Origin of the sequence: Roseovarius sp. ZX-A-9 (assembly GCF_028369135.1) — a bacterium.
Lineage (GTDB): Bacteria > Pseudomonadota > Alphaproteobacteria > Rhodobacterales > Rhodobacteraceae > Roseovarius.
In genome coordinates this window covers 73,358-99,272 of record NZ_JAPWHW010000011.1, presented here as the reverse complement: position 1 = coordinate 99,272, position 25,915 = coordinate 73,358, and the positions used below count along the sequence as shown (strand labels likewise).

At 61.1% G+C, this 25,915-nt stretch carries 19 protein-coding genes and 1 tRNA gene; 9 read left to right on the top strand and 11 right to left on the bottom strand.

Translation table 11 applies throughout. The features are described from left to right. Positions 1-203: 203 nt before the first annotated feature. Positions 204-279 (bottom strand) — tRNA-Thr (locus O3306_RS12480). A gap of 55 nt (positions 280-334) precedes the next feature. Continuing rightward, complete coding sequence (locus O3306_RS12475) at positions 335-1,210, bottom strand: hypothetical protein (protein ID WP_272007759.1); 876 nt, start codon at positions 1,208-1,210, stop codon at positions 335-337. Positions 1,211-1,470: 260 nt separating this feature from the next. Here O3306_RS12475 and uvrB point away from each other — a divergent pair, with 260 nt between their 5' ends. Then, positions 1,471-3,681 (top strand): excinuclease ABC subunit UvrB, encoded by a 2,211-nt coding sequence (gene uvrB / locus O3306_RS12470; protein WP_272007756.1) that lies wholly within the window; start codon positions 1,471-1,473, stop codon positions 3,679-3,681. A gap of 79 nt (positions 3,682-3,760) precedes the next feature. After that, the gene (locus O3306_RS12465; protein ID WP_272007754.1) at positions 3,761-4,813 is read left to right on the top strand and encodes a helix-turn-helix domain-containing protein; all 1,053 of its coding nucleotides are present in this window, start codon (positions 3,761-3,763) and stop codon (positions 4,811-4,813) included. Positions 4,814-5,392: 579 nt separating this feature from the next. Here the strand turns inward: O3306_RS12465 and O3306_RS12460 are convergent. From O3306_RS12460 to O3306_RS12425, 8 genes are all read right to left on the bottom strand, one after another. Further along, positions 5,393-7,906, bottom strand: a complete 2,514-nt coding sequence (locus O3306_RS12460; protein WP_272007752.1) for a cation:proton antiporter — start codon at positions 7,904-7,906, stop codon at positions 5,393-5,395. A gap of 96 nt (positions 7,907-8,002) precedes the next feature. Next, the gene (locus tag O3306_RS12455; protein ID WP_272007750.1) at positions 8,003-8,872 is read right to left on the bottom strand and encodes a universal stress protein; all 870 of its coding nucleotides are present in this window, start codon (positions 8,870-8,872) and stop codon (positions 8,003-8,005) included. 154 nt (positions 8,873-9,026) lie between these two features. Then, the gene (locus O3306_RS12450) at positions 9,027-9,866 is read right to left on the bottom strand and encodes a VPLPA-CTERM sorting domain-containing protein (RefSeq protein WP_272007747.1); all 840 of its coding nucleotides are present in this window, start codon (positions 9,864-9,866) and stop codon (positions 9,027-9,029) included. A gap of 385 nt (positions 9,867-10,251) precedes the next feature. Then, positions 10,252-11,571, bottom strand: a complete 1,320-nt coding sequence (locus O3306_RS12445) for an aspartate aminotransferase family protein (RefSeq protein ID WP_272007744.1) — start codon at positions 11,569-11,571, stop codon at positions 10,252-10,254. Between the two features lie 6 nt (positions 11,572-11,577). Further along, complete coding sequence (locus O3306_RS12440) at positions 11,578-12,690, bottom strand: phosphotransferase (RefSeq protein WP_272007742.1); 1,113 nt, start codon at positions 12,688-12,690, stop codon at positions 11,578-11,580. Positions 12,691-12,698: 8 nt separating this feature from the next. Further along, a complete protein-coding gene (locus tag O3306_RS12435) occupies positions 12,699-13,988 on the bottom strand; it encodes an ArgE/DapE family deacylase (protein WP_272007739.1) in 1,290 nt (429 codons plus the stop codon). A 24-nt stretch (positions 13,989-14,012) separates the two neighbouring features. Next, positions 14,013-15,575 carry an acetolactate synthase large subunit gene (locus O3306_RS12430; protein ID WP_272007737.1) on the bottom strand — a complete coding sequence of 521 codons (1,563 nt, stop codon included), beginning with the start codon at positions 15,573-15,575 and terminating at the stop codon, positions 14,013-14,015. Beyond that, positions 15,572-16,600, bottom strand: a complete 1,029-nt coding sequence (locus O3306_RS12425; protein ID WP_272007736.1) for a histone deacetylase family protein — start codon at positions 16,598-16,600, stop codon at positions 15,572-15,574. The genes O3306_RS12430 and O3306_RS12425 overlap by 4 nt, the downstream gene beginning before the upstream one ends. A gap of 100 nt (positions 16,601-16,700) precedes the next feature. On the opposite strand from O3306_RS12425, the gene O3306_RS12420 reads away from it, so the two are divergent. From O3306_RS12420 to O3306_RS12400, 5 genes are all read left to right on the top strand, one after another. Beyond that, positions 16,701-17,408 (top strand): GntR family transcriptional regulator, encoded by a 708-nt coding sequence (locus tag O3306_RS12420; protein WP_272007733.1) that lies wholly within the window; start codon positions 16,701-16,703, stop codon positions 17,406-17,408. 105 nt (positions 17,409-17,513) lie between these two features. After that, positions 17,514-19,076 (top strand): ABC transporter substrate-binding protein, encoded by a 1,563-nt coding sequence (locus O3306_RS12415; RefSeq protein ID WP_272007730.1) that lies wholly within the window; start codon positions 17,514-17,516, stop codon positions 19,074-19,076. 75 nt (positions 19,077-19,151) lie between these two features. Then, a complete protein-coding gene (locus O3306_RS12410) occupies positions 19,152-20,123 on the top strand; it encodes an ABC transporter permease (protein WP_272007727.1) in 972 nt (323 codons plus the stop codon). Beyond that, positions 20,120-20,959 carry an ABC transporter permease gene (locus O3306_RS12405; protein WP_272007724.1) on the top strand — a complete coding sequence of 280 codons (840 nt, stop codon included), beginning with the start codon at positions 20,120-20,122 and terminating at the stop codon, positions 20,957-20,959. Before O3306_RS12410 ends, O3306_RS12405 begins: the two co-directional genes overlap by 4 nt. Beyond that, positions 20,956-22,581: an ABC transporter ATP-binding protein gene (locus O3306_RS12400; protein ID WP_272007721.1), complete on the top strand. Its 1,626-nt coding sequence runs from the start codon at positions 20,956-20,958 to the stop codon at positions 22,579-22,581. Before O3306_RS12405 ends, O3306_RS12400 begins: the two co-directional genes overlap by 4 nt. A 27-nt stretch (positions 22,582-22,608) precedes the next feature. Here the strand turns inward: O3306_RS12400 and O3306_RS12395 are convergent, their stop codons facing one another. Then, entirely contained in the window at positions 22,609-23,502 is an 894-nt protein-coding gene (locus O3306_RS12395; protein WP_272007718.1) for a LysR family transcriptional regulator, read from the bottom strand. Positions 23,503-23,582: 80 nt separating this feature from the next. Between O3306_RS12395 and O3306_RS12390 the strand changes: the two genes are divergently transcribed. After that, a complete protein-coding gene (locus O3306_RS12390; protein WP_272007716.1) occupies positions 23,583-24,758 on the top strand; it encodes a CaiB/BaiF CoA transferase family protein in 1,176 nt (391 codons plus the stop codon). After that, positions 24,755-25,891, top strand: a complete 1,137-nt coding sequence (locus O3306_RS12385; protein WP_272007713.1) for an acyl-CoA dehydrogenase family protein — start codon at positions 24,755-24,757, stop codon at positions 25,889-25,891. The genes O3306_RS12390 and O3306_RS12385 overlap by 4 nt, the downstream gene beginning before the upstream one ends. Positions 25,892-25,915: the final 24 nt, after the last annotated feature.

Here is a 25,915-nt window from a genome sequence, read left to right as displayed (position 1 = left end):
GTCACTCGCTCGCTTGAACACCGAACTGAAGGCGTTGCTTGCAAATATTTACAGGATTCCGCGCGCTTTCCCTATTGCCCTTGTCGATTCCTGATCTCAGCAGGATCGTATCAAGCACGCCTGAAAAGGTAGGTATTTAGGTGGATAGAGATATTTGCGCCCACGGAATTAATATTTGTTTTTAATAACTTACCAAAATTATATGGTGCCCCCACACGGACTCGAACCGCGGACCTACTGATTACAAATCAGTTGCTCTACCAGCTGAGCTATAGGGGCAACGGGCTCCGATTAGCAGCCGGGAGGGCGCTTGGCAAGATGTCGGTTTCGGGGATCATGGCGCGATCAGGTTGATGCCCGGAATGCGCCCTATGGTGTAGATATCCTCGTCGTAGAGATCCGTGAGTTGTTCGACTGTCTCTTCTGTCCAGCCGGGCAGATCCAGCTCGGCCTCGATAGCGTCTTCCTCGGCGAACTTGTCCAGGAACGCGACGATCACCCGGCGTTTTTGCATCTCGGTCATGTCGGGGTGCTCTTTCAGATAGCTCTCGAACCGCACCATGCCCGGCTTGGACATTATTTCGCGCAGCAGCGCATGTTCGCCGGTCATAGCCACTGTCGGTTCCAGCCCGGCCATTTCGCGCAACAGCTGCCCCCAGATGAGCGGCGTGTCTTCGTTGCACCAGATCGTGATCGGGATATCCGGAGCGGCCTCATGCAGGCGAAGGACCATGTCGGACCAACGCATGTCGGCCGGGTCGGTCCCACCGAGAAAGGACTCGATCGAGTCGAAGCTCGTCTTTTCCAGGATCGCGGGTAGGAATGTCGCCGGGTTGCAGACCCCCATGAACAGTTCGATCTGATCGCCCCGGAATATTTCGCGCAGGACGCCGATGCGCGCTGCGGCCGCCGAATAAAAACTGCCACCCGACGCCGCCATTTTCGGCGTGCCGAAGAAACCGGGGTTCGACAGGATCAGCCGTTCAGGCGCACCATCCAGCGCAAGCGCATCAAGCACGACGCCGCGGGTCTCGTCCGAGATGCCACCCTCCAGGCCGGCATGCAGGATGTCGCGCAGAAGGCGTCGATAGCTGGTGGGGTGCGGCACCTGGATGCCGCGTTCGGCCAGCATGGCCTGATTGCCCGTGAGGCATTTGATCAGTTTGTCTTCGTCGGTGATATGGGCTCCCGCGTGTATGATGACCTGCATGTTGCTCCTGCCAGTGCCTGCGCGGCTCGTTCGACCGCTGCACCCTTACAATAGGGCGTCTTGTCGGAAATCTGAATCACTGATTTTCGCGAATGTGCCAAAGGTGAATTGTGACAGGGCGGCACTCGAACCCTGACAATTTCCGTCAGCAACTGGCAGGAAGGTGCGTCAGAGCACGCGCGCACCTTGAACCGCAGGCGAAAAACATCAAATGTGACACAGCCCCCCGAATTCCCCGCCCGGCCCAGGAGGCCCGCCCGATGTCCTATGTCCATTCCGATAGTCAGCCTGTTCGCCAAGACGCCCCGCTGGCCAATCCCGCACCGGATGTGCGCGCGCGGCCCAAACTCGAGGGTGGCAAGCGGTTCGAACTGGTCACGGAATTTTCGCCCGCAGGTGATCAGCCCACGGCGATTGCGGAGCTTAGCGCCGGCGTGCTGGACGGTGAGCGCGATCAGGTATTGTTGGGCGCGACCGGCACGGGCAAGACCTATACCATGGCCAAGGTGATCGAGCAGACCCAGCGCCCGGCGATCATCCTGGCCCCGAACAAGACGTTGGCGGCGCAGCTTTACGGGGAATTTAAGGGATTTTTCCCCAACAACGCGGTGGAGTATTTCGTCAGCTATTACGATTACTACCAGCCCGAGGCCTACGTGGCCCGCTCAGACACCTATATCGAGAAGGAAAGCCAGATCAACGAGCAGATCGACCGCATGCGCCACTCGGCCACGCGGGCGCTGCTGGAACGCGACGATGTGATCATCGTCGCCTCTGTATCGTGCATCTACGGCATCGGCTCGGTCGAAACTTACGGCGCGATGACGCAGGATCTGAAAGTGGGTAGCGACTACAATCAGCGGCAGGTGATGGCCGATCTGGTGGCGCAACAGTACAAACGCAACGATCAGGCGTTTCAGCGCGGGTCGTTCCGGGTGCGCGGCGATTCGCTCGAAATCTTTCCGGCACACCTTGAGGATCGCGCGTGGCGATTGTCGTTCTTTGGCGAAGAGTTGGAGAGCATCACCGAGTTTGATCCGCTGACCGGGGAAAAGACCGATAGCTTCGACCAGATCCGCGTCTACGCCAACAGCCACTACGTGACGCCCAAGCCGACGATGCAGCAGGCGATCATCGGTATCAAGAAAGAGTTGCGGATGCGGCTCGATCAATTGGTCGGAGAGGGCAAGCTGCTAGAGGCGCAGCGGCTGGAGCAGCGCACCAACTTTGATCTGGAGATGCTGGAGGCCACCGGCGTCTGCAACGGGATCGAGAATTATTCGCGCTACCTGACCGGCCGCGCCCCCGGAGAGCCGCCGCCGACACTGTTTGAGTTTATCCCCGACAATGCGATTGTCTTTGCCGATGAATCCCACGTGTCGATCCCGCAGATCGGCGGCATGTACAAGGGCGACTTCCGGCGCAAGATGACGCTGGCCGAACACGGGTTCCGCCTGCCCAGTTGCATGGACAACCGGCCGCTGAAATTCGAGGAATGGGACGCGATGCGGCCGCAATCGGTGTTCGTATCTGCAACCCCCGCGAAATGGGAGATCGAGCAGACCGGCGGCGTCTTTACCGAACAAGTGATCCGCCCCACCGGGCTGCTGGACCCCATGATTGAAATCCGCCCGGTCGAAACCCAGGTGGATGACCTGCTGGATGAAGTGCGCAAGGTGGCCGCCGACGGTTACCGCACGCTGGTCACGACATTGACCAAGCGCATGGCCGAGGACCTGACCGAATACATGCATGAACAGGGCATTCGCGTGCGCTACATGCACAGTGACATCGACACGATCGAACGGATCGAGATCCTGCGCGACCTGCGGCTGGGGGCGTTCGATGTGCTGATCGGGATCAACCTGCTGCGCGAGGGGCTGGATATTCCCGAATGCGGGCTGGTTGCAATCCTCGACGCGGACAAGGAAGGCTTCCTGCGCTCCGAGACATCGCTGATCCAGACCATCGGGCGCGCGGCGCGCAACGCTGACGGCAGAGTAATTATGTATGCCGACCGCATCACCGGCTCGATGGAGCGCGCCCTGGGCGAAACCGACCGCCGCCGCGCCAAGCAGATCGCCTATAACGAAGAGCACGGCATCACGCCCGCGACGATCCAGAAGAACGTCGAAGATATTCTGCAGGGTCTCTACAAGGGCGACGTGGACATGAACCGCGTCACAGCAAAGGTCGACAAGCCCATGTTCGGCGGCAATCTGGCCGCCCATCTGGACAGTCTGCGCACCGAGATGCGCAAGGCGGCCGAGAACCTGGAGTTCGAAGAGGCCGCCCGCCTGCGCGACGAAGTCAAGCGGCTGGAAGCGGTGGACCTTGCGATCTCGGACGACCCTCTGGCGCGACAATCGGTGGTCGAGGAGGCCGTGGCGACAGCAACAAAGCGCAAAGGACGGTCCACGGCCGGACGTCCGGGGCAGCGTGGCGGCAATGTAAAGCGGCGGGGGCGGTGACGCAGGGGCACCGTTCCATCAGCGCGCCCAGATGCTTTAAGGCTTGCGTGGTCAGATCGTAACGGCCCAATCTGTTTATATGCCCAAAGACGACAAAGTAACGCCGGTACCGAAGACAGTATTCGATACAGACACCTACGCCCCGCAGGACAGGTTCGAGGCGTGGCGTAACAGCATGGGCGTAATATTTGACTGCTCGCTGGACGACCGGACAGACCCATGTCATTTCCACGCCAAGCTCACGGCTGCAATGCTGGGGCCGGTCTTTTGTGGCAGGCTGGTATCTCAGGCCCAGAGATTTGAGCGTCCGCAAAGCAAGATCATGGCCGATGGGCTGGATCATTTGCTGATTCAGGTCTTCAGATCCGGCAGCGGAGAGGTCGAGGTAAGCGGCGCACAAAATTCCGTCCGACCGGGCGATATCTACATCATGGACGCGAGCGCTCCTCTGAAAGCTGTCGATTACGAATTTGATAATGTGACGATGGTTATTCCGAGGGATATCATCGCGGACAGACTGACGCGCCCGGACGAACACCACAAACGGATCATTTCCGGCAGTAACCCGCTGGCCAAGCTTCTCTACGATTACATGCTGTCGCTGGATCAACAGACGGGATCCATGTCGATAGAAGAAGCTGAGCTGGCCATCGAACCCTTCCTCTCGCTGACGGAAAGCCTGCTCAACCATCATGCCCTGGGCCGCCGGGCAGAGGTTGACAAGCTTTCGGTTGACGCCGCGATGCTGGCCTCGATCAAGAGATTTATCGAAGAGAACCTGAGCAACCAAGCGCTGAGCCCGGATATGATCTGCGCCAATCTTGGATTGTCACGCTCGCGGCTTTATCGGTTGTTCGAAACGCTGGGCGGTGTGTCGAACTATATCCGCCATCGTCGGCTGCGCCGCAGTCTTCGGGATGTCGTCGACGAAAACCAACGCACAGTGCTGATCAAGGCGATCGCGCATCGCTGGGGATTTCGGTCGGAAAGTGACTTTTCACGCATCTTCAAGCGCCATTACGGCGTGTCACCGAATGACGCACGCAATGCGCGCATGATCCATAGCCACGCTCCCTCAGACGACCATCAAATCGCCGAATACGAACAATGGCTTCGCAACCTCGCGCGATAAGCATTGCAGGTCTGCAGGGGTTGCCGTGAAGGGCCCAAAGCCCTTTTCGATCCCGGCTACGGAACGCATCGGTGATCATCTAAGCATTACCGCCAAGTGCGTAACGGGTTTGCAATTTCGGTTCGGCCAAAGCAATCTTAACAGGCCAGACTTCAGGCCAATCCTTGACCAAGCGTCCCAGAGACATGGCAATGCGTCCCAAGCGGATTGACCGACAAGAGCGCGATAGCCAGATAACTAGTGGGGCGTTCGAGTAACGAGTGAAAATTTGTTTTCGAGACCATGTTCAACGAGTAGGTCCAATACCTCAGCACTTTTGAAGCGATCACCAGGAACGCTGACAAGGTCATCGCCTCCAACGCGCTGACCATCACACTTGGGATTGGTATGTGTGGGTACTCTCCTGTGACCATTTCCGGGCGGCAAGCTTTGGCAAGCCTACCCGGCGCCCCAGCCTGTTTGGCAATCGACAAATTATGCCTCCGCCCCGCCCGGGACGGAGGCACCTTTGTCGATTGAATAAGGTAGCCTTGTTTGCGGCGGCGATGCTTCCTGCAAAACAGCAGATCGGTCAGCGCATCATCCCGGCGTTTCGATTTTCGCCAGAAGCTGCTCGGTCGGGATCCCGCGCCGGGTGGCGCTTTCACGGACGGCGTCCTGAATGGCCTTGCTGCGTCTGAGAAGCCGCAGAAAACGCTCTTCGTCGAGAACCAGCAGGATTGAGGGGGCGATGGCGCGCACCTCGGTGCGTGGTGGACGGCGCATCAACAGGCCCATCTGACCGAACATATCGCCGCGTCCAAGCCGGGTCGTCTGCCCCGCCACGGCCAGTTCAACCGCGCCGGATGCCACGAAATAGACGTTGCGCGACGGGCTGTCCCGGCGCAGAATCCTTTCACCGGGATTGACGTAGCGGGTCACAAGGGACCGGGCCAGCCGGTTCAGCACGGCTTCATCCATCTCGGAGAACAACGGAAACTGGCGTACCAGCTCGGTCTTCTGCATCGTGAGATCAAGCAGCGGCGCCGCTTCGGCGCGATCACGACGCGCGCCGATATCTCTGGTCAAGGCACTGTGGACTTCTTCCCCGATCAGTCCGTCGCCCAGCAAGGCATCGTATTCCCGTTCTTCCAGCCGCAACGCGGTACGACGGATAAAGCGGCGCTCCATCTCCTCGGCGTAGCCGGGATATTGCAGACGCAACCCTTCCAGCGCCAGCTCGACACGCTCGATACGACGGTCCAGCATACCGTGCAGAAGTTCCGCCACACGACGCCCGTGAATACGGCGAATACGGCCATCGATGAACCCGTGCAGGTCGCGCAGGATCAGTCGCTGCGCCAGCAACAGTCCAAAGCGCGTTGCGGTAAGCCGGGCCAGAGGCATCGAAATCCGTAGTCTGTTGTGCAGGAAAACCGCTGTTCGCAGCCAGCGGTTGAAGCCCAGGCTACGCTCGGACGCCGCCTTGTATCCGGTTCGCCCGCCGAACCGTGCGGCTTCGATCAGCCTGTCCGCCTCTGAAAGCAGCCGTTCCGACAAGGCCGACGAGATTGTGCGATCGCGGAACCGCGCAAGAATGGTATCACGTTCGGCGCTGGCCAGAGCAATCAGCCCGAGCGTGACCCGATCCCGGTCGAGAATATCGATGTTGGCATCGGCGGATTTCACCGCGACCTCAAGCCGTTCACCAAATCGCTTGGCCTCGGCGCGGACGGTTTCCTTGGTCAGGTCATATTTTTCAGTGACATTCGCCAGATCCTCTCGAACGGTCTGCAGGGCGACGGCAATCACCTGATTGTAGAGCGCATTATCGAGTGGCGAGAGCTTGTCGAGGCCCAGCCAACCGATCACCATCCGCAATGTCGTGCCCTGCACCAGCAACGTGAACAGGGTGAACCCGGTTGCCAGGATTGCCACCTGCCGCTTGATCTCGACCGGTACCAGATAGCTCTCGGTCACGGCCAGAGCCAGCGACAGCGTGACCGCGCCGCGCAGGCCGCCCCACATGATCGCAACGCGGTAGGGCCGCTCAACCACTGGCGAAAGCCGCATCAACGTCAGCAGGGGCAGCAATCCATAGAGGATGATCGCCCGCGCTGCGATGGCCGCCACGACGACCACCAAGATCAGCCCCAGATCGCTGATCTGGACCGATTCCAGCATCCGTGGGATCAGCAGCGCCGCGAGGATAAAGATCAACGCCCCGGCCCAATGCGCCAGAAGATCCCAGACATCGCGCAGGTTCTGCCAGGTAGTCGGTGGCAGGCGACCGGGCCCGGCCAGTTGCAGCGTCATCGCCGCCACCACCACCGCGATGACGCCCGATGCACCGACGCTTTGCTCAGCAACAATATAGGCAAGATAGGGCAGCGCGATGGACACGGAAATGACCGCCAGTTCGTAACGACTGAAAACAGTCATGATCCATATCGCGATGCGGGCAGCGAACCAGCCGACCAGCACCCCGCCGACCAGCAGAACAGGGAAACGCGCCAGCGCGCTTTGCACCGAAGGGTCGGGCGCGCCTGCCTTGACAAATTCCATGAACACGGCCGCCAATGCGATAGCAGCCGCGTCATTCAGCAGGCTTTCACCTTCAATGATCCGCGCGAGGCGCCGCGGCGCCGAGATCGATCGGAAGATGCTGACAACGGCAGACGGGTCGGTGGTGGAGACGATGGCCCCGACCAAGAGAGCCGCAGCCAGGCTGAGCGTGCTGACCAACGCCAAAGAATACCCGACGACGAAGGTCGCCACGAAAACGGCCACCACTGCCAACACCAGGATCGGCACCCAATCGTCCGCCATCCGCCGCAGGTTCAGCCCCAGCGTGACCTGAAACACAAGAGTCGGAAGAAAGACATACAGAAAGACATTCGATCTGATCGGAAGCGCCAGAATCGCCTCGGCCACCGGATTGAGGGCATCGGTCAGATCAGTGCGCAGGAAAAATGTCGCGGCGACGCCAATCAGAATACCAAGACACGCAATGATCACCGCATAGGGCAAGCGCAGATAGCTCGCCAACGGCTCTGCGGCGCCTATAAGCAGGAACAAGGACGCGATGATGGTCGTGATTAAGATGATATCCATGTAACTGAAATACCACAATAACGGCGTCGGAACAGTCCCGACCGATCAATTGACCGGCAATATCATCGGATTAGATATTGAGGCTCCGGTCTGGGTTCAGCGTAGCAGGTTGGGCGGTATCACCAAGACGTCGCGATCCGCTCTGCGCAGGACCTCTTCTGAAATGCTGCCCAGAAAGGTCTTGCTCAGTCCGACGCGGCCCTGGCTGGCGACGACGATCAGATCGGCGGCAGTCTTGGACGCCGCCTTCAGGATCGCTGTCGAGATAGCGGCATCATTTCGCTCCGCGATCCGGGTACATCTCTCGAATGGCAGCGTCGCGGCGAATTCTGCCAAAGCCTGCTCTGCCTCGATCTGCGCTTCGACATGGTATCGCAGCATCTGACTTTCTTGCAGGGCATTGTTCATCGCCAGACGTTTTACCGGCGCATCGAAAACATGCAGCAGCGTGTATTGATCCGGCGCGGCCAGGTTGAGTGTCACAAGATGCGCAGCAGCCCTGTGCGACGTCTCCGAAAGGTCGGTGGCCAGCAGGACATTGGCATAGGGTTCTTTGGCGGGCGCGTTGACCATCAGCACAGGCCAGTGCGCCCGCCGGATCGTGCGCTGCGCGGTGGTGCCAACAAACACATCACGCAGCACGCGACGCCGATGCGCGCCGAGCACCAAGAGGTCAGGACCGATTTCATCCGCAGAAATACCGATACCCTCAAACGGATCGCCCAGCACCACGTCGCTTGTGCATTCAAGCCCGTCAATCCGGTTCAGCCGCGCAACCTCTTCTTGCAGAAACTGTCTCGCGATGGCGGTTTCGCCTTCAACGATCCGGGGCTTCTGATCGTCATCGACGACATGCACCAGATGCAATCGGGCGCGCGCTTTTGTGGCGATCATCGTCGCCCGAGCGACAGCCAGATCAGATCGCTCAGAAAAATCAGTCGCAACAAGTATCGTTTCCAACTGCATTCCCTCCGCAAGACTCGCAGCGCCAGCCTACGCTGCAACCGGTTGATTTCATAGATTCCGTTGCGATTGTGCGGACAGAAAAAGGGCCGCAGCATCACTGCTGCGGCCCTTGGCATGAGACCGGAGCGGCCTGCCCCGTCGAATGATGGCCCGTTCAGGCCGACTTGCGCCGCCGCGCGGCAAAGCCCAGCCCGCCAAAGGCGGTCAGCAGCAGCCAAGCCGCAGCAGGCAGCGGAACCGGGGTTGCCGTCACCTGAATATTGATGTCGCTCGACTTATCCCAGCCGTTACCGTTGCTGTCGAATATGCCGCCATAGGTAAGCGACGTATCGGAAGCGCTTCCCGAGAACCAAGCATACTTGTCATCCGCACCGTCGGCCGTCACCCCGCCAAGCGCCGCGTTGGAAGCGTGATTGAAGAAGTTTTCGCTGTCAGGCGATCCCGTCACGCTGAACAGGTAATCGCCCGCTGAGAATTTGCCCAGATTGGTGAAATCAACCTGCCAAATCTGGATGTCGCTCCCAGAACTGCCCTGATAATCCAAGCCGCCGTTGTAGGTGAGAGGCGTGATCGTCACATTCGCCGCACCTGCAGTATTTCCGGTGATCTTGGAATTGGCCACCCGATCAACCGAACTTCCGGTACCGTTGTCGGACCCGAGAAACAAAGAGATTTCACTAAACCGCGAGTCGAGCTGGAAATTGTCCAGCGGATTGGGGCTGCCTGCGATGAACCATGTAGTCAGCTTCTCGATGCGCCAGACCGGCGCGGATACATCCCCCGTCGAGGGCAGTGAGAACGTGTCTCCACTGGCGTATGCGCCCAAAAAATCCCAGGCCACGTTGCTGCGATTGGGGCCCGCGGCGTTGTTCAGGTTCGAGTCGGGCAGACCGCGGTCAACAACGAGGGTCGAGGCTTGCACATCAGTGCTCAGGCCAAACGACATCGCAAGAGCAAGGACGGGTATCGTTCCAGCAAATTTAAACAGTTTCACTTTTTCACTCCTTCACTTTCCAAGCACTTCGTAGAGGGCGCTACACATCCCAGAACAAATTGCGGCAATTTCAAGGCAATCGTATCCAATCCGATTTTTCGCTGCAACTCAAATTCCCGGATAAGCTTTTGGTGAAAGAGAACAAATCGGACAGATTGTCGCTCAAGTATAAACAATCTCTCAAATGTCCCCGGATTGTCTCTCCGTCGCGCACATATCTTCGCACGCTCCTACCCGGGAGAGCCATGTTGTTTTCCAGTGCAGGGATTCGTCGTGCAGCCTTCGGGCCCGTTCGGCACGTGACCGTGGCGCAGTCATCTGATGTTGTTCATAGGCAAGAGCGCGTTTCGCCTTGTTTGCGGAAATACAAGCAAGGCGAAACGCTTTACTGCGGAGCCGACAGGGCCGCGTCTACCGCGTCGAGAAAACGCTCGGCCTCGGGTTGTTGCAGCACAAGAGGCGGGCGAATCTTGAGGATGTTCGCGCCGGGGCCCGTTGCACTGATCAGCACGCCGTTCTGCCGCATGTGATTGACGATATGAGCTGCCCGCGCGCCGTCGGGTGCATTGCTGTCGCGGTCGGTCACGCACTCCACCGCCAGAAACAATCCCGCGCCGCGCACATCGCCGATGTCGTCGCGGCCGGCACTCAGGCTGTTCAGCCCGTCCTTCAGAAACGCGCCTATGCGCCGGGCGTTGTCCTGCAACCCCTCATCCTCGATAACATCCAGCACGGCCATCCCGGCGGCTGCGGCCACCGGATTGCCGCCGAACGTGTTGAAGTAACGCGCCTTGGTGCCGAACTCCTCAACCAGTTCGGGGCGCATGGCGACGCCGGACACCGGAAACCCGTTACCCATCGGCTTGCCCATCGTGACCATGTCCGGGATCACGTCGTGACGCTGAAAGCCCCAGAAATTGTCGCCCGTGCGAGCAAAGCCCGGCTGAACCTCGTCGGCGATGAATATGCCGCCTTCGGCGCGGATCAGATCGACGGCGGGTTTCAGAAAGCCCGCCGGGTCGGGATACAGTCCGTCGCTGGAAAAAATCGTATCGACGATGAAGGCCGCCGGTTCGATCCCATCCTGACGCATCGCCGCTATGGCCTCGGCCAGATCGGCGGCCAGACGCGCGCCCTGTTCGGCGGGCGGCACGGTCAAGGCATTCGGGGCCGGGATCGTCCGCACACGCGGGCCGCGCCCGACAAAATCGCCCAGCGACGGCGACAATTCGGCCACAGCTTCGGTCAGCCCATGATAGGCAAGACGCGTGACGATGATCCCCTGACGCCGCGATTGCGAGCGGATGATACGCAATGCCAGATCGTTGGCCTCGGATCCGGTGCAAGTGAACATGACATGCGCCAGCGCGTCCGGCATTGTCGCCAGCAGCCGTTCGGCATAGTTGACCACGCCATCATGCAGATAACGGGTATGGGTGTTGAGCACGCCCAACTGGCGGCTGATTGCCTCCACAACCCGGGGATGGCAATGCCCCACTGACGCGACGTTATTGTAGGCATCCAGATAGGCCTTGCCGTCCTTGTCCCACAGCCAGACGCCCTCACCGCGCACCAGATGCAAGGGTTCCTGATAGAAAAGGCGATAGGCGGGGCCCAACGCGGCGCGACGGCGCGCGATCAGGGCAGCGTCTTCTGCATCAAGCTGCGTGCTTTGGGCGGCATCGTAGGCATTAACCATCGTCATGTTGGATCACTCCGAAAGGGGGGCGCGCACCGCGGCATGCAGCGCCTTGATCGCTGCTTCGTTGCCGAGCTGCTCCAGCGCATTCAGGCCACGCAGCGATGCGGCACCATTGCGCAGGATATACTCTGCATTGCCGGGATAGCGCTGCGCGCGCCAGGCGCCGATGCTCAGCGTCGTGGCATGGCGCAGGCGGATGAGGTCGGGCAGCAGTTCAAGTTCTTCGTCTTCAAGCGGCAGCATCGCGTTGAAGGCCGCGACCATCTCGGCGATGCGGCACATCGGGTCGGCGCCTTCGGCAATCTGGTAGGAACAGGCGACGGCCAGATCGCAGGCGATGGGGGTATGCACCATATCGCCAAAATCGATGATCCCGGTCAGGCAAGTGGCCTGCGGCGCGTCGACCAGCAGATTGTGAGGATTAAAGTCATTGTGGACTACCTGCGCACGCAGATGCGGCAGGCGCGGCGCGATTTCGGCGTCGAACCTGTCCAGCAGCCGGGTCAACCGGTGGCGCAGGTCGGTGTCCGCGACCGCGTCCAGCATCGGGCGTAACCGGTGCGCCTGCTTGATATCCCATTGCAGGTAATGCCCTGCCGCCGGATGGAAGAACCCGCGAAGCGCGCGGTTCAACCGCGCCTGAAGCGTGCCCAACTCAATGTGCAGACCGGGGCCCGGTGTCGCAGAGCTGAGCACCGTGCCGCGAAGAAACGTCATCAAACGCACGACGTGGGTCTGTCCGTCAGGCCCATTCATGATTTCGCTGGAGCGCCCCGCGAGGCTGGCATGGATGCGCTGGACAGGCAGTGACGGATCAACCGCGGCAAGATGCATCAGCACGGCGGTCTGCATGTCGGTCACGGCGCGGTCTTCGACAGCGTTGGTGATCCTCAGCAGGGCCTCTTCGCCGGTATCGAGGCGAATGTGGAAATTGGCGTCTCTTTCGGCCGAGAGCGGGCGGATTTCGCCCGAAACACCGTAAAGTTCCAGCGCCATGTCCGCAGCTATTTCGAGCGAGATCGCCGGGGCGTCCTGGGCCAGCAAATCGGCCTTGGCCATGTCCACCGGCTCTGGTCCGGCACCAGAGAGGACGGGCGGCAGGCCGCGCGGCAGGGATGACATCGTGCCCATCACCCTTCAATAGCCTCTGTGCCGCACCATTCGGCGATGAACAGCGCCATCGCTTGAGTGATGCGTTTCACCGATGACAGGCTAACGGATTCGTCGATGCCGTGGATGTTGCGTGATTTCGGCCCGTAGCAAAGGGCGGGGATGTTGTTGTATAGCGCATAAACCCGGGTATCGAGATAGCCCGCCGTCATGAAGGATTGCATCGGCGCGCCAATCGCTGCCTCGTGAGCACGGCCCAGTACTGCCTCGGCCTCGCTACCGGGCTCCAGCACATAGCCCTCGGCATAGAAGCCGTTAAAGACAATCTGGGGCGAATTATTCGACAGGAAGGCGTCCTGCTGCGCAAAGGCTGCGATCCGGTCAGTGATTTCGCGAGCGGCTTCTTCGGCGGTGCGACCGGGGTAGATCGACACCCTGCAATCGATGTTGCACCAGCTTGGCACAGATGAGGCCCAATCGCCGCCCTCGATTTTGCCGATGTTCAGGTTGATCGGGTGTACTTCATCCTCGAAATGCGGGTGGTCGGCCTTCTCGGCATTCCAGTCAGCCTCGATCTCGCGCAGAGCGCCGATGATCCGGGTGGCACCGTCGATGGCGTTGGCGCCTTCGCCCATTTCGCGCACATGCACGGGCACGCCGCGCACCTGCACCTGGAACCACAGAACGCCGGTATTGGCGCGCACCAGCATTTCCTCTTCCGGTTCGGGGATCAGCACGGCGTCGGCGGAGTAGCCTTGCAGGTAGGTCTGCAGCGCACCGTTGCCGGTGGATTCCTCCTCGACCACGGATTGCACATAGACCGTGGCGGCAGGTTGCAGGCCAATGCGGCGCAGCGCATCGAGGGCAAAGATATTGGCCGCAGCACCTGCCTTCATGTCACCGGCGCCCCGGCCATACATCCAGTCGCCGTCAATCTTGGCGGAAAACGGCGGATCGCTCCACATATCGTGCAGGCCCTCGGGCACCACGTCGAGATGCGATTGCAGGATCAGCGAGCGCCCCGTTTCGGCCTGCGGTCGGTGGATGCCGACGACGATGGGCGCATCGGAATGCTGCTCGGAAAATTTCGAGCCGCCAGGATGCGCCTCGATCGCCGCGCGATCCATATCAAAGCGATCCATCGCAAATCCGCGCGACCTGAGTTCACGGTAGAGCAGATCCTGAATGGGATGCTCACGCCCGCGCAAAGACGGCATCTGCACCAGTTTTTGCGTAAAGGCGATCTGGTCGTCGAACCCGTCCGAAACGGATTGGAGGATACGGTCGCGCAGAGCGGGGTCGAGAGACATGGAAATGTCCTTTCGGTTGGCAGGTTAAATCATCGCTTCGATCAGGAACGGGCCCGGCTCTGCCGCAGCCTCTTCTATGGCGCGCATCAGGTCCTGCACGTCTTCGACACGGCGCCCCGGCACGCCCATGCCACGGGCAAGTGCGACGAAATCCAGCTCGGGCCGGTCGAGATTGAGCATACTCAGCGCGTCAGGACCGGGTTGGGCCCCGACATTGTGCAACTCGCCCTTGAGGATCTCGTAGGACTGGTTGGCGAGGATGATCGTGGTCACGTTCGACCCTTCGCGCGCCTGCGTCCACAAGCCCTGAATGGTATACATGGCTGACCCGTCGGCCTGCAGGGTGATCACCGGACGGTCGGGACAGGCGATGGCGGCCCCTGTCGATAGCGGGATGCCGATACCGATGGACCCACCCGTGAGCGCCAGCCAGCTGTTCGGTTTGGCAGCGTCACCAGCGGGGAAAGTATCCCCGCCCGAAGACACGGCCTCGTCGATAATGATGGAATCCTCAGGCAAGGCATTGGCGAGAGCCGCGGCGATGTTCTTCATCGTGATCGCACCGGTCTGCGGGCGCGCAGGCATGGTGGTGTCGCGCGCTGTGCCGGGTTTCGCGCCGATGCGATCCGCGAGTGCGGCCAGTGCAGCCGGACCATCACCATCCACGCCGGTCAGTGTGACAGTCTCGCAGGTTTCGGGCAGTAGCAGGCTGGGCCGATCAGGATAGGCAAAGAACGCAACCGGTGGTGTCGTTTCAACCAGAACCGCGCGGCTATAGGGTGCCAGGCAGGCCAGCGCTGCGTTGATCGGATAAGGGATTTTTTCAACGGCAAGGCGTCCTTGGCCGCGCTCCATCCGCCGATTCGACGTAGGGGCGAGAATATGCGCGCCGGTCTTTTCCGCGATGCCCTGCAACAGGGCCACGGCCGCGACGTCCTCCAGCACGGAATTGCCCGCGATGATAACGGTTTTGTCGCCGCTTTCCAGTGCGTGCACGGCATCGTTCAGCGCGTCGTTGTCCTGAGCGGCGGGCCCGTCCGGGGCGATTTCTGCGGCGATTTTGCCGCCTTCGTCCCAGCCGATGTCAGCCGGTGCCACAAGCGAGGCGATACGTCCGGGGCGGCCCTTGGCGACGCGCAGCGCCTCCATCGCGTCAGCGGCAAAGCTGCCTGCGTCACGGCCTGATTTCACCCAATCACTGAAGGGTGCACAGGCGGCCTCGACATCGGCCGAAAGCGGCGCGTCGTATTTCTGATGCCGCAGCGCATGATCACCGACGAGGTTGACCATCGGTACCCGCGCCTTGCGCGCGTTGTGCAGATTAGCGGCGGCATTGGCAAAGCCGGGGGCCAGGTGCAGCAGCGTCACCGCAGGCTTGCCTGCCATCCTCGCATAGCCATCGGCGGCACCGGTCACGACCCCCTCGAACAGGCCCAGAACGCAACGCATCAGCTTGGTGCGGTCCAGCGCATCGACGAATTGCATCTCGGATGTGCCGGGATTGGCAAAGCACACGTTTACACCTGCTGAATGCAGGCTGCGCACGACGCTTTCGGCGCCGTTCATTTCCTTGGGGGGAGTGCTCATGCGGTGGCCTCGCGGAAAGTGGTAAGAAAGGATTTGGCATTGTCGGCCAGCGAGGGGCCTAGGTAGCCGCCCTCTTGCACCAGTGCCGTGGGCAGGTTCAACGTGGCCAGGCGGCGCGCCATTTCGGCGAACCCGTCGGGATAGACCGCGACCGCAGCCAGCGGATCGTCGGCGGCCATGTCAAAGCCCAGCGAGACGACCAGCGCATCGGCGCCAAACGCCTTGATCGCGTCGGTCCCCCGGTCCAGCGCGGCCAGCACATCATCCTGGCTGGCGCCCTGCTCCAGCAGGATGTTCAGCGATTTACCCTCACCTTTGCCTTCGCCCGTCTCATCGGCGTGGCCAAGATAGAAAGTCGGATAGGTCGCCGGATCGGGATGCAGCGAGACGAAAAAGATATCGCCCCGTTCGTACAGGATATCGAGCGAACCATTGCCGGTATGCACATCGATGTCGATCAGCGCGACACGCTTGAATTTCGACGTCAGGTGATGCGCCACAATGCACGCGTTGTTGAAGAAGCAGAACCCATTGGCGCAATCGCGCATGGCGTGATGTCCCGGCGGACGGCAGAGCGCATAGGCAGCGCGCGCCCCACCCAGCACCTCTTCGGCGGTCTCAATGGCAGTCTGGGCCGACCAGTAGGCGGCATCCCATGTGCCCGGGGTCAGCGGCGTGGAAGTGTCGGTCATCCACCAGCCAAGCTGGCCATGAATGTCCTTGGGTTCCTTGCCGCGGCGCAGGCCGGGATGCATCGTCGGGATGGCAAGCGCCTCGGTCCCGGCGCTTTCGACAAAGCGGGCGTGTGCATCAGGCAGGAAATCGACATAATCGGGGTTATGCACGGCCTTGATCGGCGCCAATCCGTGATCGCGCGGAGCAGCGATCTCGAAGCCTTCGCGCGCCAGCATGTCCCGTAGGATCTCGGCTCGCTGTGGCTGCTCCTGATGCGGCATCGCGGCACCGCGACGAAAATAGAACGTTGGCGCATGGCCGAGCTGACGCTCATCAAAGAAGGCTTTCATTGCCGGTCCTTTCACATTCCGGTCATATCGGCGGGACGCGTGAATCCAACCGTGACCAATTTGAACTTCATTGCATTTTCGATTTGCCGCATCAACAATAATGATGCATGATGCATCATTATTCAATGCTGTAATTTGCTTGGGGAGGCGGATGAAAGAAGTCAGTAAAGACCCGCTGGGTCAAGCAATTTACCAACGAATCGGCCAGGATCTGGCAAGCGGCAAACTACGCCCGAATCAGAAAGTCACGATTCGCGGGCTGGCCGAAGCGCTGGGAACCAGCTCCACGCCGGTGCGCGACGCGGTGCAGCGGCTTTTGCAGGACAATGCCCTCGAACAGCGGTCTGTGCGCGATGTTCGCGTTCCGGTGCTGACTGTCGCGCAATATCTGGAGATCGCCGATATTCGCCTCGAGCTGGAAGGCCTGGCCGCTGCGAGAGCAGCAGAAATGGCAAGCCCCAAAGATATTGCGCGGTTGCGGCGACTCGTGGTGCGCAACGAAGAGACGATCGCTGCGGCGCGCTGGCCACAGGCCGCCGAGCTGAACCAACAGTTCCATTTTGCACTGGTCGAAATCGCGGAAATGCCCGTACTGCTGGCGATCCTGACCCGCCTCTGGTTGCAGATGGGGCCACTGATCGCCGACTATTATTCAAGCCCGCAGCAGAATCTGGTGCAACATCATCACGAAATCATCGCGGCCTGCGAACGCCGCGATCCCGAATCGGCCCGCGCCGCGATGCGCGCCGATATCACAGAAGCCAAGGAGGGGATCATAAACTGTATCGCATCGCTTAACGAGAACTGATGAGACGACTGGCATCACCGCCAGGAAATCGGGTGAAATTCGAGACCAGTCGGTTAGACTGACTCGAAAGAAAAACTGAAAAAGATAGAAAACTGGGAGTGAAGAATGCTTCAACATTTCAAAATAGCCGCTACGGCGCTGGCGCTGGCTCTTGCCGGCCCGCTGGCCGCCCAAGACGGCACGCCAAAGTCAGGCGGAACGCTTAACGTCGTCATTCAGCCAGAACCACCGGGATTGATGATCGGCCTGCTGCAAAATGGCCCGACACAGATGGTTGCGGGCGACATCTACGAAAGCCTGCTGCGCTATGACTTCGATCTCAAGGCGCACCCGCAACTGGCGGAATCGTGGGAAATTTCCGAAGACGGCAAGACCTACACGTTCAACCTGCGCAAGGGTGTGAAATTCCACGACGGCGAGGCGTTCACATCCGAGGACGTCAAGTTCTCGATGGACGTTTTCCTGCGCGAGACACATTCGCGCATGCGGACCTACATGGAGCATGTCGAGAGCATCGAAACGCCGGACGATCACACTGTCATCGTCCACCTGAAGCAGCCATTCGGCCCCTTCATCGGCATCTTCGAGCCGGGCACCGCGCCAATGATTCCCAAGCACATCTATGAGGGCACGGAATTCGCCAAGAACCCGGCGAACAACACCCCAATCGGCACCGGCCCCTTCAAGTTCGATGAGTGGGTCAAGGGCAGCTATATCCATCTGGTGAAGAACCCGGATTACTACATGGAGGGCAAACCCTATGTCGATGAGGTCTACTATCACGTGATCCCCGACGCGGCCTCGCGTGCCGTCGCCTACGAAACCGGCCAGGTCGACGTGCTGCCGGGTGGCTCGATCGAAAACTTCGACGTACCGCGCATCCGCGAGTTGGAAAACACCTGCATCACTGACAAGGGTTGGGAATATTTCGGCCCATTGTCGTGGATCTGGATCAACAACAACAACAAGCCTCTGGACGACGTGAACGTGCGCCGGGCGATGATGCACGCACTGGATAGAGAGTTCGCCAAGGACGCGCTGTGGAACGGTCTGGGCAAGGTCGCGACCGGCCCGCTGTCGTCTTCGACACGCTTTTATGCTGGCGACACACCGGACATCTCCTATGACCCGGAAAAAGCCAAGGCACTGCTGGCTGAGTCGAGCTATAACGGAGAAACGATCCGCCTGCTCGGCCTGCCCTACGGTGAGACATGGCAGCGTTGGGCCGAAGCGGTCAAACAGAACCTGACCGAAATCGGCATGAACGTGGATATCGTTCCCTCCGATGTGGCTGGCTGGAACCAGAAGACCAGCGACCGCGATTTCGACCTCGCGTTCACCTACCTCTACCAGTACGGCGATCCAGCCTTGGGCGTTTCGCGGAGCTATATGGGTGACAACGCAAAGCCGGGCTCGCCCTGGAACAACGTCGCGAACTACCAGAACCCCGAGACGGACAAGATGTTCGCCGAGGCTGCTCTGATGGCCAACCCCGAAGACCGTCGCGCGGCCTACAAGGCGATTCAGGACAAGATCGTGTCGGACGTGCCGAATCTTTGGTTGCTTGAGCTGGGCTTCCCGACGATTTATCGCTGCAACATCAAGAACCCGGTCAACACTGCCTTTGGCGTGAATGACGGTTTCCGCGATGTCTGGATCGACAAGTAAACAGGGCATTCGCCCATTGGTGCGGGCCGCTGCGGCGGCCCGTCCCCTACGAACAACAAAGACAGGACCAACAGCGTGATACGTTTCATTCTGGGCAGGCTGGTCAAGGCGGTGTTTATCCTGCTTGCCATCCTTGTCTTCAACTTTCTGCTGATTCATGCCGCACCGGGTGATCCCGCCGCCGTCATGGCAGGCGAGGCAGGTGCTGCGGACGAGAAGTTTCTCGCCGACCTGCGCACGCGCTTTGGCCTTGATCAGCCGCTTTATGTTCAGCTTTTGATCTACCTCAAAGGGGCGGTGCAACTGGACCTGGGATTCTCCTTTCGCCAGCAGATGCCGGTGGCCGAGCTGATCGGTGACCGCCTGCCGGCCACCTTGCTGCTGACCGGCGTCGCCTTCGTGCTGTCGCTGGTGCTGGGCGTGATCGCCGGCGTCGCCGCCTCGGCACGTCAGGGCAGCTGGGGTGATACGATCATTTCCACCCTGGCGCTGCTGTTCTATGCCACGCCCCTGTTCTGGGTGGCGCTGATGGCCGCACTGGTGTTCTCGGTCTGGCTGGGCTGGCTGCCCGGCTTTGGCTACTCGACCATCGGCGCAGGCTATACCGGCTTTGCCCATGCACTGGACGTGGCCAAGCACCTGGTGCTGCCCGCCACGACGCTCGGCCTCTTTTTCATGGCGATCTACATGCGGATGACGCGCGCCTCGATGCTGGAAGTGTCGCGGCTCGATTTCGTCAAGACCGCCCGCGCCAAGGGGCTGAAGCGGAGCGTGATCCAGCGCCGCCATATCCTGCGCAACGCGCTCTTGCCGGTCATCACGCTGGCCGGGCTGCAGGCGGGCCAGATATTTGGCGGGGCGATCCTGACCGAGACGGTGTTCGCCTGGCCCGGCATCGGGCGGCTGATGTTCGAGGCGATCAATCAACGCGATTACAACGTGATCCTCGGCGTCTTTTATATCTCGGCGGCGATGGTGCTGCTGTTCAACCTCATTACCGATGTCGTCTACGTCATCATTGACCCGCGCATAAGGCTGACAGGATGAAGGATTTCTGGAAACGATTTCGCTATAACCGCGGCGCCGTGATCGGGCTGGTCATTCTGACCATCGTGGTCGCAACTGCCATCGCAGCACCATTCGTCTTTCCACAAAGCCCGTGGAAGATGGTGCAGCGTCCCTTCCTGCCGCCCTTCACGCAGGATGGGCTGATGCTGGGCACGGACGCGCTGGGGCGCAACGTGCTGTCCGGTCTGGTGCACGGGGCCTATGTCAGCCTGCTGGTCGGGCTCGTGTCGACCATCGTGGCGCTGGCCATCGGCGTGCCGGTCGGGGCCTGTGCCGGCTATTTCGCCGGGCGCACGGATGATGCGCTGATGCGCTTTACCGAGTTCTTCCAGACGATCCCCAGCTTTGCCCTGGCCATCGTGCTGCTGGCGATCTTCCAGCCCAGCCTGACCTTTGTCATCATTGCCATCGCGATCGTGTCATGGCCGCCCGTCGCGCGCCTGGTCCGCGGCGAGGTTCTGAGCTTGCGCACCCGCGAGTTCGTCGAGGCGGCAACGCTGTCGGGCCTGGGCAACACGCAGATCATCCTGCGCCATATCCTGCCCAACGCGCTGCCGCCGATCATCGTGCTGGCCTCGCTGATGGTGGCCCAGGCGATCCTGCTGGAAAGCTCGCTGTCCTTTCTGGGCCTTGGTGACCCGAACATCATGTCATGGGGTTACATGATCGGCTCTGCGCGGACCGTGATCCGCACCGCGTGGTGGCTGTCATTCCTGCCGGGCATGGCAATCCTGCTGACCGTGCTGGCGCTGAACCTGATCGGCGAAGGCCTGAACGACGCGCTGAACCCGCGCCTGACGAGGAAATCCGAATGAGCCTGCTTAGCATCCGCGACCTGTCGATCGGCCTGCCCGAGGGGGCCGACCGCAAATATGCCGCGAAAGATATCAACTTCGAGCTGGATCGCGGCGAGATCCTGTGCATCGTCGGCGAAAGCGGCTCGGGGAAATCCATGTCGGCCAACGCGGTGATGGGGCTGCTCCCGCAAGGCGTCAAACCCGTCGCCGGCACCATCACCTTTGACGGGCGCGAGATTCTGGGCCTGTCGGAGAAAGAGATGCTGAAGCTGCGCGGCAGCCGCATCTCGATGATCTTCCAGGAGCCTCTGAGTGCGCTCAACCCGCTGATGCGGGTCGGTGCCCAGATCGCCGAGGTGTTCGAGGCGCATGGCGTGCTGTCGGGGCCAGAGCGGCGGGCGCGGGCGCTGAAGCTGCTGGACGAGGTCGGAATCCCCGATCCGCAGGCGGCCATCCGGGCCTATCCGTTCCAGCTGTCGGGCGGGCAGCGCCAGCGCGTGATGATCGCCATGGCCCTGGCGCTGGAGCCTGACATCCTGATCGCGGACGAGCCGACGACGGCACTGGATGTGACCACGCAGGCGCAGATTCTGAAACTGATCGAGGATCTGCGCAAATCGCGCGGCATGGCGGTGATCTTCATCACCCATGATTTCGGCGTTGTCGCGGATATCGCCGACCGCGTCATCGTCATGCAGACCGGTGAGATCGTCGAGGCCGGTACAGCGGACGAGGTGCTGTTGAAGCCTCAGCACCCCTATACCCGCGCCCTGATCGACGCGATCCCCCGCCTGACCCAGCGCAAGGACGCGGCGGAACAGACACGCGAACCGATCCTGACCGTCGAGGGCCTGACCAAGACGTTCTCAACCGGCTCCGGTACGCTCTTTGGCAAGCGCCGCGTGGTCAAGGCGGTGCAGGACGTCAATTTCCAGCTCTATGCTGGCGAGACCATCGGCATTGTCGGCGAGAGTGGGTCGGGCAAATCGACCGTGGGTCGCTGCCTTGTGCGGCTGCTTGATCCGGATGGGGGCCGCGTCATGGTGGGCGGCGCGGACATCGCGCATCTGTCCGGCGCCGCGCTGCGCGATCAGCGGCGCAAGCTGCAGATGATCTTCCAGGATCCGTATTCGTCGCTCAATCCGCGGGCGCGGGTGTCTCGCATCCTGACCGAGGGGTTGATCGCCTATGGCACGCCCAAGGACGAGGCGCGCGAGCGCGCCCGCGACTTGCTGGACCTGGTCGGCCTGGATGCCTCGGCGATGAACCGCTTCCCGCACGAATTCTCGGGCGGGCAACGTCAACGCATCGGCATCGCGCGGGCGCTGGCGCTGGAGCCTGAGATCATCATCGCGGACGAGGCGGTATCGGCACTCGATGTGTCGATCCAGGCACAGGTGCTGGACCTGCTGGCCGAACTCAAGGCGCGGCTCAACCTGTCGATGCTGTTCATCACTCACGACCTGCGCGTGGCCGCCCGGATCTGCGACCGCATCATCGTCATGCAAAAGGGCCGCATCGTCGAGGCCGGCCCCGCCGGCAAGGTCCTGCATGACCCCGACACCGACTATACCCGCAGCCTCCTCGCCGCGATCCCGGGGCAAGAGTACGAACGGGCGTTGGAGGCTTCCGGCGCATAACGCGCCGGAAGCTGTCGGGCGCGCCGCTCACTCTTCAAAGGAGCGGGCAGCAAAAAAGCAGAACTGATCCGCCGCGGCACTGGACGGCAATCGCCCCGATCTGGCCAGCGCAATGCGGTGCGGTGCCAGGTCCCCCTCCAGCGGGATCCGTATAACGGCATGCCCGTCATAGGCGGTATCATGCGGTATGTCGGTCGCCAGCAGGCCGACACCGAGCCCATTTGCGACCATCGCCCGCAGCATTTCAACCGATCCGGTTTCATGGGCAATCCTCGGGCTGACCCCGTGCATTTGCGCCAGTGTCAGGAAATAGCCTCGACTGTGCGGCAGGCTCATCAGGATCAGCGGATCCTGCAACAGTTCGGCCATGTCGACGGTGTTGTGAGCCGCCAGACGGTGCCCCGCTGGCACCAGTCCGTAGGGGCGCACATCGGCGAGCGGCGTGATGTCGAAATTCGACGGCAGGCCGAATTCATAGGTCAGCGCCACGTCGATCTGGCCAGTCTCCAACCAACCCGACAGGGTTTCCAGATCGGCCTCGCGCAGGTGGACCCGCGTCTGTGGATGCGCGTCCTGAAACCTGCGGACCAGCGACGGTGCATAACGCGGGCCGAGGGTCGAGAAGACACCGAGGTTCAGAACCGCCTGTTCCGAGCCCTGAGCATCGAGGACTTGCCCCGCCTGCCTGCGCAACGCTCGGAATTCACCCAGCTTCTGCTGTCCGTAAGATGTGGGAACGACCCCTTGCCCGGAGGTGCGGGCAAATAGCGGGCGACCCAGATGCTCTTCGACCTTGGAAATGGCCAGCGATACAGACGGCTGTGAAACGTTCAGTATGCGCGCGGCGGCAGCTGTGCTGCCCCCGTCGGCGGTGGCGATCACGTAGTCGATCTGACGAAGGGATATGGCTATAGGTTTCATTAATTAACGTATGAGGTTTCTGTATTTCATACTATATCATGACTTGCGGTAGTCTCCAGCAACTCAAGCCGGAGAAACACATGCAGCACCCGTCACCCTCCCCAGCCGCAAAGCCGCTCGATGGCGTGCGCGTTCTGGATTTCACCCGCGTTCTGGCGGGCCCCTATTGCACCGCGCTGATGGCCGATCTGGGGGCAGACGTGATCAAAGTCGAGGCAGCCCACGGTGACGACTATCGCCACATCGGGCCGTTCGATCGGGGCGAAAGCCTGCTGTTTCAGGCCATGAACCGGGGCAAGCGGTCAATCGTCCTGAACCTGAAAGCGGCTGAGGACATTGCCACAATCAAGACGCTGTTGCGCGATACCGATGTGCTGGTCGAGAATTTCCGACCCGGTGTGATGGAAAAGCTCGGGCTGGGTGCCGATACCCTGCGGGCTGAGTTTCCTGCGCTGGTCTACGTGTCGGTTTCGGGCTTTGGCCAGACGGGCGCAAATGCAGCCAAACCGGCCTATGACATCATCATTCAGGCGATGAGCGGGTTGATGGACGTCACCGGCGAACCGGACGGATCGCCCACCATGATCGGCGAGGCCTTGGGCGATGTGGCCGGTGGCCTGTTTGCCGCATGGGGCACGATGGTCGCCCTGTTTGACCGCAGTCGCACCGGCCAAGGGCGGTATGTGGATGTCGCGCTCTTTGATGCGCTGACCTCGATGATGCCGCTGCTGGCCTGCCGCACCCTGATGGGGGGCGATGCGCCCACGCGCACCGGCAACCGCCATTCGCTCTCCGCGCCGTTCGGCACCTACCCAGCGGCCGATGGTCACTTTGCGGTGGCGGTTCTGAATGACCGGCTGTTTGCCACCTTCTGTGAGGTGATTGGGCAGCCAGAACTAGCGGGTGATCCGCGCTTTACCTCCGATCCCCTGCGCCGCGAAAACGAGCCGGCGCTCGCCGAGCGGATCGCGGCTTGGGCCGGGGCGCGCAGTGTCACCGATATCGTGGCGAGACTGTCAGAAGCCGGTATCCCGGCCTCTGAAATCCAGTCCGTCGCGCAGGCCTGGGCCTCGTCGCAAGCGATCGAGCGAGGCCTGGCCTCCGAAGTCGTGCATCCGGTCCTTGGCCATATGAACGTGCCGGAACAACCGGTGCATTTCGACCGTGCGGCGCGCGGCGGGCGCAAGGCCGCGCCGGGATTGAATGCGGATGCAGATGATATTCTGGCCGAACTGGCCAAAGGAGAGACGCAATGAACTATCCGGTTTCAGACGAAGAGCGCGCTGTCATTGATCAGATCGAACGGTTCTCTGCCGACGTGTTGGCCCCACAGGCGGCACGGCTGGACGAAGAGGCGATCTTTGCCACTTTGCATCTGCCTGAGATGGCGCAAATGGGTCTGATGGGGATGAACCTGCCCGAAGAGATGGGCGGGCTCGGCCTGTCGGGGCCTGCGTTATATGCGGCGGTAGAGGCTGTTGCCGGGGCCTGCGGATCGACCGCCTCGATGCTGACCGCGCATTTTCTGGCGACGGATTCGATCCTTCTGGGCGGGGATGCGCAGCTACAGACGCGCTTTCTGCCTAACGCAGCGGCGGGGGAAATACTGGGCGCCTTCGCCCTGACCGAACCACAGGCTGGTTCCAACCCGGCAGACATGAGCACCTACGCGATCCGAGAGGGCGACGGGTATCGGATCAAGGGCGCCAAATGCTTCATCTCGAACGCCGGGGCGGCAGATTTCATCGTCGTTTACGCGAAAACCGACCGGGCCGCCGGGGCAAGGGGCGTCAGCGCCTTTATCGTCGAGCCCAAGAACACCCAAGGCGTGGATATCGCCCCCAATGAGCGCACGATGGGGTTGAAGGGCGGGCATGTATTCGGCATCAATTTCGACTGCTGGGTACCGCAAGCGAACCGTTTAGGCGACGAGGGCACGGGCTTTCGCACCGCGATGAAGGTGTTGGACAACGGCCGGATCGAAGTCGCAGCCCAAGCAACAGGCATCGCGGCTGCCGCATTGCAGGCGGCGATTTCCTACGCCAAGGAACGCAAGGTGGGCGGCCACCCGATCGGCGAATTTCAGGGGCTGCAATTCATGCTGGCCGATTGCGCCACGGAACTGGCCGCCGCGCGGGCACTGTCGATGCAGGCCGCAGTGAAACGCGGCACCGGCGAGCGCTATTCGACCGAATCCGCCTTCGCCAAGCTCTATGCCACCGAAGCGGCGTGGCGTATTGCCGACCGGGCACTGCAGATCCACGGCGGCTATGGTTACACCCGCGATTTTCCACTGGAACGCTACCTGCGTGACCTGCGCATTTTCCGCATCTACGAAGGATCGTCAGAAATCCAGCGCACCATCATCGCGCGCGGATTGCTGAGCTGAGCACGGACTGCCCCCGCCCGCGCC

Bases quoted from the DNA above. Each gene is read 5' to 3' on its own strand.
- O3306_RS12425 (WP_272007736.1), bottom strand. From the start codon at position 16,600: ATGAAAGCCTTCTTTGATGAGCGTCAGCTCGGCCATGCGCCAACGTTC.
- O3306_RS12430 (WP_272007737.1), bottom strand. From the start codon at position 15,575: ATGAGCACTCCCCCCAAGGAAATGAACGGCGCCGAAAGCGTCGTGCGC.
- O3306_RS12460 (WP_272007752.1), bottom strand. From the start codon at position 7,906: ATGGATATCATCTTAATCACGACCATCATCGCGTCCTTGTTCCTGCTT.
- O3306_RS12400 (WP_272007721.1), top strand. From the start codon at position 20,956: ATGAGCCTGCTTAGCATCCGCGACCTGTCGATCGGCCTGCCCGAGGGG.
- O3306_RS12395 (WP_272007718.1), bottom strand. From the start codon at position 23,502: ATGAAACCTATAGCCATATCCCTTCGTCAGATCGACTACGTGATCGCC.
- O3306_RS12445 (WP_272007744.1), bottom strand. From the start codon at position 11,571: ATGACGATGGTTAATGCCTACGATGCCGCCCAAAGCACGCAGCTTGAT.
- O3306_RS12405 (WP_272007724.1), top strand. From the start codon at position 20,120: ATGAAGGATTTCTGGAAACGATTTCGCTATAACCGCGGCGCCGTGATC.
- O3306_RS12465 (WP_272007754.1), top strand. From the start codon at position 3,761: ATGCCCAAAGACGACAAAGTAACGCCGGTACCGAAGACAGTATTCGAT.
- O3306_RS12385 (WP_272007713.1), top strand. From the start codon at position 24,755: ATGAACTATCCGGTTTCAGACGAAGAGCGCGCTGTCATTGATCAGATC.
- O3306_RS12435 (WP_272007739.1), bottom strand. From the start codon at position 13,988: ATGTCTCTCGACCCCGCTCTGCGCGACCGTATCCTCCAATCCGTTTCG.
- O3306_RS12475 (WP_272007759.1), bottom strand. From the start codon at position 1,210: ATGCAGGTCATCATACACGCGGGAGCCCATATCACCGACGAAGACAAA.
- O3306_RS12420 (WP_272007733.1), top strand. From the start codon at position 16,701: ATGATGCATGATGCATCATTATTCAATGCTGTAATTTGCTTGGGGAGG.
- O3306_RS12440 (WP_272007742.1), bottom strand. From the start codon at position 12,690: ATGTCATCCCTGCCGCGCGGCCTGCCGCCCGTCCTCTCTGGTGCCGGA.
- O3306_RS12455 (WP_272007750.1), bottom strand. From the start codon at position 8,872: ATGCAGTTGGAAACGATACTTGTTGCGACTGATTTTTCTGAGCGATCT.
- O3306_RS12415 (WP_272007730.1), top strand. From the start codon at position 17,514: ATGCTTCAACATTTCAAAATAGCCGCTACGGCGCTGGCGCTGGCTCTT.
- O3306_RS12390 (WP_272007716.1), top strand. From the start codon at position 23,583: ATGCAGCACCCGTCACCCTCCCCAGCCGCAAAGCCGCTCGATGGCGTG.
- uvrB (WP_272007756.1), top strand. From the start codon at position 1,471: ATGTCCTATGTCCATTCCGATAGTCAGCCTGTTCGCCAAGACGCCCCG.